Origin of the sequence: Porphyromonas sp. oral taxon 278 str. W7784 (genome assembly GCF_000467855.2) — a bacterium.
In the GTDB taxonomy this organism is placed as follows: Bacteria; Bacteroidota; Bacteroidia; order Bacteroidales; family Porphyromonadaceae; genus Porphyromonas.
Genome location: NZ_KI259227.1, coordinates 54894 through 57494 on the forward strand (window position 1 = coordinate 54894; position 2601 = coordinate 57494).

2 protein-coding genes are annotated in these 2601 nt (G+C 53.5%); both read left to right on the plus strand.

Features of this window, described 5'->3' with window-relative positions; translation table 11 throughout:
• The first annotated feature begins 576 nt into the window (after positions 1 to 576).
• Positions 577 to 1392 (plus strand): hypothetical protein, encoded by an 816-nt coding sequence (locus HMPREF1556_RS02360; protein WP_157047503.1) that lies wholly within the window; start codon positions 577 to 579, stop codon positions 1390 to 1392.
• A gap of 86 nt (positions 1393 to 1478) precedes the next feature.
• Positions 1479 to 2309 (plus strand): hypothetical protein, encoded by an 831-nt coding sequence (locus HMPREF1556_RS02365; RefSeq protein ID WP_021666617.1) that lies wholly within the window; start codon positions 1479 to 1481, stop codon positions 2307 to 2309.
• Positions 2310 to 2601: the final 292 nt, after the last annotated feature.

The window sequence follows — 2601 nt, forward strand, 5'->3', positions numbered from 1 at the left end:
TTCGGCGACCTACCGTAGGTCGTTTTTTGAGGGTGTCGAAGGACGGTAGCGGAGTGCTCGAAAAAGAAGCCTTCCGATGGGTAGAAAGGTGGGGGAAAAAGTGCCGCCTCTTTTTCCTCCATTTGAGGGTACTTTTAGCCTCTCTTGAGTGGGCTAGAGAGGAGGCTTTTCTTCGGTCGTTTTTCTTCGCCTGTTGCGCTCCTCCCGCTGAGCCTTCTCTGTGCTGATTTTCTCCGACCTTTTGTGGATGGATGGCTTTAATCAGGGTGTGCTTTTGGGAAAAATCTAGGTGTGTGACAGCTTCTTAGCGTGCTGGATGTTCGTGTAAATATTGTTTCCTACATTTGTGATATAGATCGTACACAAGGAGCATAGCCTCTGGCCTCTAAGTCTCAAAAGGAAGGCTCGATCCTAAGGCTTCTGCGTGCGTCTACGATGTCGAATTATTTAGACCGAACGAGCATCTTCCTCCCCCAGCATCTCAGCGCAATCAATTGGGCGGACTGAGGGCTACCCTCCCGATGTCTTCCCTCGTCTCCCATACAATCCTAACGCATACATACTATGAACGCAAGAATGAAACTATTTGGAGCGCTTGCCCTTCTCTTCATGCTGGGGATAAGCGCTTGCAACAGTAAGGCTAATCCTCCCGAACCAGATAGGATGGAAGGCCTCTTCTTTCGGTACTTCCCCAGAGAATGTACTCGGATCTTGACTCTGCCGATGGAGACGAGACGACAAGCTGCTCCCAGCTCATCCTACTACGGTGATGTAGTCGTCGGCGAAGAAGGTGTAGAGGCAAGGAAATTCCTCTACTGGCTGATGACGGGGGCGGGCGACCTCGATTCCCTCGAGCTCCACTACTCAGAACTGCGGGGGAGATTGTACGAAGAGATCTATCACAGGGATCATTTCAGGGCGGAGCTTGCTCCCAATATCACCCCGCTGGAGTCTCAGCTCTTCGATGACTACAGGCTCGCTGGTGTCAAAAGCAGGAGGATGCAGTCGTCCTCCTCGATGATACCTGAGGCCAATCTAAAGCCTTGGGAATATCGTGTGACAGGAGTCAAGGACTTCAAGATCATGGCCCTCACACCGCTCTTTGGCCTCCCCGCAGAGACTTCGCTCAATCACTTCTTTACGTTCCATGAGTTCAAGCCCAAGCAGATCATCTCCCACGAATCGAAGAGGCTCGTCTGGGGCTATCGGAGTCAGGATCGAGTGACCAGCATCGCTCAGTGGCTCTCTATGCGTCCGATGGCTCAGCCCGTGATGATGCTTCGGCTGAATACGGTACCTCAGGAGGTGCCTGTGAAGACCCGCTTCGTCACGGTCCTCACCACGACGGAGGGCAAGGAACTCCGTGATACCCTCCAGGTGCTTCTCAAGTAAGCATTCCGAATAAGCTAACGCGATCAAATGGGAGTTACGGGACAAGACTGTGCCGTAGTCTCCCACGTAATCCTAATACACAGACTATGAACCCAAGATTTAAGCTATTCACAGCGCTTGCCCTCCTCTTCACTCTGGGCATCAGCGCTTGTAGCAAGGCAAATGTAGAAGAAGATGAAGAGCCCTTTGGTGGGACGCACTTCCATTACTTCCCCAGAGAATGTACCCATATCCTGAGCCTGCCGATGAAGACGGAGCAGACGGTAGGCTATGCAGGGAGAGTCAATAAGCGGGATGTAGTCGTCGGCGAAGAAGGTGTGGAAGCAAAGGACTTCCTCTACTGGCTGATGACCGGCGCAGGTGACCTCGACTCCTTAGAGCAGTATTACTCACAGCATCGAGGGAGAATGTATGAGCACCTCTACCATAGGGCTGGCTTTAAGGCTCAGGTAGCTATGGGGATTCGCCCGCTAGAGAAGGAGATGATTAGGGACTACAGGATCGGTATCGCAGGCCCAGATGCGATGAAGCCTGCCAAACCAGGGGTGATGGATATGAATCTAATGCCTTGGGAGTATCGTGTGACGGGAGTCAAGGACTTCAAGATCATCGCCCTCACACCGCTCTTTGGCCTCCCTGCAGAGACTTCGCTCAATCGCTTCTTTACCATCCATGAGCTGGCGCCCAAGCAGATCGTCTCAAGCCAGTCGAAGAGGCTCGCCTGGGGCTATCGGAGCAAGGATCAAGTGACCAGCATCGATCAGTGGCTCGCTATGCGTCCGACGGCTCAGCCCGTGATGATGCTTCGGCTGAATACCATGCCTCAGGAGGTGCCGGTGAAGACCCGCTTCGTTGCGATTCTCACGACGGAGGATGGCAAGGATGTTCGTGATACCCTTCAGGTACTTCTCAAGTAAGAGCTGGAGCAAAAGACTAAGCACAGCTCGTTAGTTGCTTTGCCACTAAGGAGGTTCGTTTTCCCCTTGAGAACGAACCTTCTTCGACCCTCAGCGGGGTGAGACGCTCTAGTAGCCCCCATGGTCAGCACCCCGAGGATTCGTTCCTCGGGGTGCTGACTATTTTTAGGGCGGTGTAGGGGAGGCTATTCCGTGCTCCCATCAGGGGGAGGGGAGAGGGCTTGCGAGGGGGGGAAAAAGGACCCTACGGTAGGTCGCACCTGCGACCTACCGTGGATCGGTGAGACGACCT

Bases quoted from the DNA above. Each gene is read 5' to 3' on its own strand.
- HMPREF1556_RS02360 (WP_157047503.1), top strand. From the start codon at position 577: ATGAAACTATTTGGAGCGCTTGCCCTTCTCTTCATGCTGGGGATAAGC.
- HMPREF1556_RS02365 (WP_021666617.1), top strand. From the start codon at position 1,479: ATGAACCCAAGATTTAAGCTATTCACAGCGCTTGCCCTCCTCTTCACT.